Genomic DNA, 6164 nt, shown 5'->3' on the forward strand with positions numbered 1-6164 from the left:
CCAGGTCATCGGTCGCGCCGGCCGGAGTGGTCGCAAGGACGATGTCGGCGTCCGCGAGCGAACCCGGCCCGCCCAGACACGTGCGCACACCCGGACCCGACGCCCCCCACCGGTGGACCGTGACGCCGAGCCCGAGCGCGCCACCGAGGTCGACCAGGGGCGCCGCCGCCGCCGGCCGGCGGGCGACCAGGTCCACCCGGGTGGCACCGAGCTGGGCCAACGCGCCGAGGGCGGCCCGAGCGGTTCCCCCCGCACCGAGAATCAGGGGGCTGCTCGGCGCCACGCCGTCACCGAGAACCTGGGTGACGGCGTGGGCGATGCCCATGACATCGGTGTTGAACCCGGCCAGCCGCACCGGTGTGCCAGCGGCCGCGGTACCGGCTGGGTCCTGGCGGACGACAACGGTGTTGGCCGCGCCGAGAAGCGCCGCGGTGGCGTCGAGCGTGTCGAGCAGCCCCAGGACGGCCGTCTTCAGCGGCATGGTGAGCGACAGGCCCACCCAGCCCGGCTCCGTGCGCACCCGGTGGAGCGCCTGCGCCAGCGCGCCCTCGTCACACTCGACGGCCGGGTAGTCCCAGTCGAGCCCGAGCTCGGCATAAGCGGCCGCGTGCATAACCGGTGACAGCGAATGAGCGACCGGCATGCCAAGGACGGCGGCCCGCCGACGGGTCACGACCCGCCCTCGGAACGGTAGCGGGCGAGCGCCTCCTGCCACTCCTTGTCCGTAGTGGCGAAAATCGTCACATTCGACTTCGGCAGCGACACGAAGTACATCCACGGCCCCGCGGCCGGATGCAGCGCGGACTCCAGCGCCCACCTGCCGGGGTTGGCGATGGCACCGGGAGGCAGACCGGCCACCTTGCGGGTGTTGTAGGGGTTGCTGGCGTTCAGCTGCCCCTGCGTCAGCGGGCCCTCGTACTCGTCGAGCGCGTACCGGGTGGTCGAGTCGAGATCCAGGCGGCGGAAGGCACCGGAGGTGTCAGCGAGCCGGTTGTAGATGACCCGCGCGACCTTCGGCCCCTCATCGGGGTTTTTCACCTCACGCTCGATGATGGACGCGACAGTGATGATGTCCTGCGGAGTACGGCCCAGCGCGGCCGCGCCGGCCGGGATGTCAAGCGACGCGGTCTCCGCCTTGAAACGGTCGACGAACATCTTGACGGTGACCGCCAGGGACGCGCCTGGCTGCAGGTCGTAGGTGAACGGGTACAGATAGCCCTCAACCCCGCTGGCATACGGCGGGAGCTGGAGCTCGCCCGGGTTCTTCACGACGGCCTCCAGGGCCGAAAGCGGCTGGCCGGTACGGTCCGCGAGTGCCGTGAGCACCTGCCGGGTGGTCATGCCCTCGGCGATGGTGAGCCGGAACAGCGCGTGTGACCTGGCATCGAGCAGCGCGGTGAGCGCGTCGACCGCGCGCAGCCGCTGCTTGACCTTGTAGAAACCGGGCTGGATCGACCGTGAGCGCTCATCGGCCGCGGCCGCGTTGACGAAGGCAGCCGGGGTCCGCACGACATCCGCCGACGCCAGCACCCGCGCGATATCACGGGCGGTCGACCCGGCCTGGATCTGGATGATGACCGAGCCGTCACCTGGTCCGGCGTAGTCAGCGGCCGACTCGCCCTTCGCGATGCGCCCGATCACCTTCCCCGCGCCGTAAATTCCGCCACCGAGCATTCCGGCTACAACGACCAGGATCGCGATAAGCTTCGGAACGGCGGCAGGTCGTCGCCGGCCGGCCCGGTTACGCCTGCCGCGGTGACGGTTGTTCGACCCGACGCCGCTGGGCGCACCGCCGCTCGGCGCGTCGCCCAGCAACTCGTCGAGATCGTCGCTGATCACGTGCTGTCCGCGGAACGGTCCGACCTCGGTCTCGCAGGGCGTTGGGGTGCGCGCATAGCGCCATCGTCCACCAATGGGCCAGCGGATGGTGGGGATATGGCGTCCGCGGTACCTCCGTCCGGAGGGGCGTCCAGCACGGACTGCAGGATCTGCACCGCTGCCTCCTGATCAACAACTCCACGACGAGCTCGGGCACGCATGCCACGTTCAGCCATCCGGCGGTGGGCCACGACCGTGGTCATCCGCTCGTCGGCGAGCCGTACCGGGACAGGGGCCACCCGCGCCGCGAGAAGATCGGCATAGGCGCGCGCCTGGCGCGCCGCTGGCCCCTCAGCACCGGACAACCGCGCCGGCAGGCCCACGACGACCGCCACCGCCTGACGATCCCGAATAATAATTGCAAGCTCATCAAGATCGCGGTGTGTCCGGGGATCGCGCCGTAAGGTCGTCACCGGAAAGGCGAGCCTCGCGTCAGGATCGCTGGCGGCGATTCCCACCCGTACGGTGCCCACGTCCACGCCCACCCACACGCCCGTCCGGCGGGTCACCGGACGCCCCCGGACCTCCGGGGCTGGGGGCCGCTGAGGTCAGCGGAGGTGGGCATCCGGAGCGTCCGGAGAATCCGGGGCCTCCGGGGCGTCGAGGCCGTCGTCATCGCCGATCCCGAGGGCGTGGCGAAGCTCAACCTCCCGCTCCGCCATGCCCTCCTGGACGTCCGTCACGAACTCCCGCACCGACTGCGCGAAAGAACCGGCCAGGTGCTGTGGGGTGAGCGTGGACACCGCGCGGGCGGCCCGCCGGACGGTGACAACGCCGGCGGCCGCGCCAAGGGCGATGTAGAACATCCGGGGCATTACGCGCTCCTGCTCTCGGCGCCAGCCACCTGCGCACCAGCCACCCCGGTCACCTGCGCGCCGGGTATCTGGCCACCGGTCGCGTCAGCCCGCCGGGCGGTCCGCCGGGACGCGCGGTCAGCCCTGATCTCCGCGGTCACCCGCGACTCGATGTCGGCGCGGGTCCGCTTGGCCGCCGCCCGCCGGACCCCGTAGGTGAAGGCCGCGACCCGGACGATCGGACCACCGAGCGTCGCCGCGAACAACGACGTGAGCGAGGAGATGTTCGTCGAGATCGACTGCACATTCGCCGTGATCGCGTCGACTCGGTCAAGCTCCTTGTTCACGTGGCTGAGGGCAAGGTTCACCTCGTCCACGGTTGTGCCCGCCTGCCGAACGCGCGCGGTGCCCTCGTCGATGGCAAACCCGGTCTGGCGAACCCGCGCGGCCGCCTCGTCGAAGATCTTCCCAAGCTTGAACAACACGTAGCAGCCGAACAGGACGAGCACGGAGAACGCCCCCGCCGCGATCAGTCCCGCGATCGCACCACCGGACATGTGCGCTCCGCCTCCGCTGTCATGGGCCGCAACCCGGCCATAGTGTGCCTTCTGCCGTAACCCGGCCTATTTTTCGGTCGCTCCAAACCGGCGTTCCTGGAGCGACCCTACCGAGCGCGACCGGCTTCGTGGCCACTCGCCCCTGCCGGCTCGTCCACATCGCCGTGGGCGCCGGTCGGATGACCGGCACCCCGCAGAGTGGCGCGCAGGAACGCCAGCCGCTGCGAGGCACGCGACTCGAACCCGTTCGCGCCCGGTTGGTAGTAGTCGCGGCCCACCAGCGGGTCAGGCGCATACTGCTGGCCGACCACGCCGCCCGGGTGGTCGTGGGGGTACCGGTAGCCGCCACCATGGCCGAGCCGGCCCGCGCCCGGGTAGTGCGCGTCGCGGAGATGGGCCGGTACGGGACCGGCACGCCCCGCCCGGACATCGGCGATGGCCGCGTCGACGGCCCGGATCACCGCGTTGGACTTCGGCGCCAGCGCAAGATGGATCACCGCCTGGGCCAGCGCGAGCCGCGCCTCAGGCAGGCCCACCAGCTCCAGGGCCTGTGCCGCCGCCACCGTCACGCCCAGCGCGCCCGGCTCAGCGAGCCCGACGTCTTCACTGGCCAGTATGATCATTCTCCGGGCGATGAAGCGAGGGTCCTCCCCCGCTTCCAGCATCCGGGCCAGATAGTGCAGGGCGGCGTCGGCGTCCCCGCCGCGGATGGACTTGATGAACGCGCTTGCCACGTCGTAGTGCTGGTCACCGGCCCGGTCATAGCGGACCGCGGCCCGATTCACGGCCTGTTCAACGGTCGCGAGATCAACGCGCGCCGGCGCATCCGCTCCGGCTGTCCCGACCACCGCGTCACCGGCGGCCTGTAACACGGTCAGGGCACGCCGGGCATCGCCGCCGGCCAAGCGCAGAACATGATCGACCGCGTCGTCGTCCAACGCCAGCCGGCCGCCGTAGCCGCGAGGGTCCGCGAGCGCCCGGCTGATCAGAGTGCGGAGGTCGTCATCGGTGAGCGGCTCCAGCGTGAGCAGCAGCGACCGGGACAGCAACGGTGCCACCACCGCGAAAAACGGATTCTCGGTGGTGGCCGCGACGAGCGTGACCAGGCCATTCTCCACCGCGGGCAGCAGCGCGTCCTGCTGGGTCCTGGTGAAACGGTGCACCTCGTCGATGAACAGCACCGTGCGCGCTCCGGAAACCGCGAGCGTGTCACGCGCCTCGTCGATCGCCGCCCGGACATCCTTCACACCGGCCGTGACGGCCGACAGCTCACGGAAACGACGTTGACCTGAACCCGCTATGACGTGGGCCAGGGTTGTCTTGCCGGTACCAGGCGGCCCCCACAGCAGGACCGAGGTGGTACCGCCGCCCTCCACCAGCCGCCGCAGCGGGCTGCCCGCCGCGAGCAGGTGCCGCTGCCCGACAACGTCGTCGAGCGTGCGGGGCCGCAGCCGGGCCGCGAGCGGGCCCGACGTCGCGAGGGCCCGCTCGAGCCCGGCATCGAACAGGTTCACCGACCTACCGTATGACCGCCCGTACGGACCTCCGGCCGCCGGTTGCTCCTGGGCCCGCGTTCCTACCGCCGCGTGGCATGACCGCGCCGGTGTCCCTGGCGCCCGGGGTCGCCAGCCTGGCCGAACACGTCCGCGGTCTGGGCCCCGATGGTCAGGACCGGTGCGGCCCGGCCGGCCGGTGCAGCCGGCCCGAACGCACCCGAGCCGGCTGCTGTGCCGGGCTTCCCGCTCATGTCGGGCTTCCCGCCGAGGCTGGCCGTCTGGTCGTGGGCGTGAGCCGCGCGGGTGAAGACGTCTGTCTCGCTGACCCCGCCCAGGGCCGCGAAGATGACCAGCGCCAGGATGGAGAAGGTCAGGACGCACACGACGAGGCTCAAGGTGATCGGATCAACGCCGCCACTCGGCTCGGACGCCCCGGATATGCCTGTGACCCGGGTGGCGGCCATGCCCGTGTAGTGCATCCCGCAGACGGCTGTGGCCATCACCACCGACGCGACCAACACGTGGCTGCGGCTACGTACCCGAAAGGTGATCCACAGCGCGGCCAGTGCCGCGAGCACGGCTATGACGACCGAGATCGCGACAAGCTTCGTGTCATACGTGACGGTGCCGCCGGTCCGCATCGCGGCCATGCCTGTGTAGTGCATTGCCGCGACGCCGAGACCTGCAATGAGCCCGCCGGCCCCCAGACGCGTCACGCTGTGGGGATTCGTTCCGACAAGCACCAGGCCGATGCCCGATACCGCCACCGCGATAACGAGCGACAGCGCGGTGAGGCCTATGTCGTAGGTGATGTCCATACCGTCGATGTGATATGCGACCATACCCATGAAATGCATCGCCCAGATCGCACCGCCACCAAGCGACAAAGCTGCCGACAGGACCCAGCGCAGCCGGGTGGCAGCCCCGCTCAGAGGAATACGTAACGCGCTGACCAGCGCGGCGAACGACCCCACCGTTGCCAGCGCGACGGACACACCGACGAAAAGCAGATCATAGTCGGCCGCGTGGCGTGTTGCCGTCGTAAGATCCATGACGTTCCCCTCGCCGAGGCTGACAAACAATTTATGTCTAGCACATCAAACTATGAACGTCATCACAGTCGGCCATGTCTCAGGCGGCTGTGTCACAGGCGGCAGGCAACCGCCAGCGCGGCGATGTCAGATGAACAATGGACACACGCGCGTCGTGCGTTGCCACGAAAAGACACCCGGAGTCGCATGGCCACATTTTATGGCTCCAGGTGACCGGGTAGTGACAGACAAGGCCAGCGAGCTCCGTGAAACCACGGTAGTACGTACCGCGACCGCGCGCGAGAAATCCAGCCAGACCGCGGCCGGCGAGCCGGCTCCGCTCAGCACTGCCCGCGCGCCGGTCGCGGGGCGGCGAAGCCCGCCCGGCTAAGTGGTCGCCGCCGGAAG

7 protein-coding genes are annotated in these 6164 nt (G+C 70.1%); all 7 read right to left on the reverse strand.

The window, feature by feature from the left end:
- Positions 1 to 673 (reverse strand): shikimate dehydrogenase (locus MJ783_RS09260; RefSeq protein WP_370651574.1); only part of this gene is annotated, 673 nt, incomplete at its 3' end.
- Positions 670 to 1839 carry an endolytic transglycosylase MltG gene (gene mltG, locus MJ783_RS09265; protein ID WP_239309969.1) on the reverse strand — a complete coding sequence of 390 codons (1170 nt, stop codon included), beginning with the start codon at positions 1837 to 1839 and terminating at the stop codon, positions 670 to 672. The genes MJ783_RS09260 and mltG, both read right to left, overlap by 4 nt.
- Positions 1836 to 2387, reverse strand: a complete 552-nt coding sequence (gene ruvX / locus MJ783_RS09270) for a Holliday junction resolvase RuvX (RefSeq protein WP_239309970.1) — start codon at positions 2385 to 2387, stop codon at positions 1836 to 1838. The genes mltG and ruvX overlap by 4 nt, the downstream gene beginning before the upstream one ends.
- A 39-nt stretch (positions 2388 to 2426) precedes the next feature.
- Positions 2427 to 2693 carry a DUF6167 family protein gene (locus MJ783_RS09275; RefSeq protein ID WP_239309971.1) on the reverse strand — a complete coding sequence of 89 codons (267 nt, stop codon included), beginning with the start codon at positions 2691 to 2693 and terminating at the stop codon, positions 2427 to 2429.
- Complete coding sequence (locus MJ783_RS09280) at positions 2693 to 3229, reverse strand: DUF948 domain-containing protein (protein ID WP_239309972.1); 537 nt, start codon at positions 3227 to 3229, stop codon at positions 2693 to 2695. The genes MJ783_RS09275 and MJ783_RS09280 overlap by 1 nt, the downstream gene beginning before the upstream one ends.
- 107 nt (positions 3230 to 3336) lie before the next feature.
- On the reverse strand, positions 3337 to 4743 hold the full coding sequence (locus MJ783_RS09285) for a replication-associated recombination protein A (protein WP_239309973.1): 1407 nt from the start codon (positions 4741 to 4743) through the stop codon (positions 3337 to 3339).
- 62 nt (positions 4744 to 4805) lie between these two features.
- On the reverse strand, positions 4806 to 5777 hold the full coding sequence (locus MJ783_RS09290; protein ID WP_239309974.1) for an MHYT domain-containing protein: 972 nt from the start codon (positions 5775 to 5777) through the stop codon (positions 4806 to 4808).
- Between the last annotated feature and the right edge of the window lie 387 nt (positions 5778 to 6164).

Source organism: Protofrankia sp. Cj3 (assembly GCF_917627355.1).
Lineage (GTDB): Bacteria > Actinomycetota > Actinomycetes > Frankiales > Frankiaceae > Protofrankia.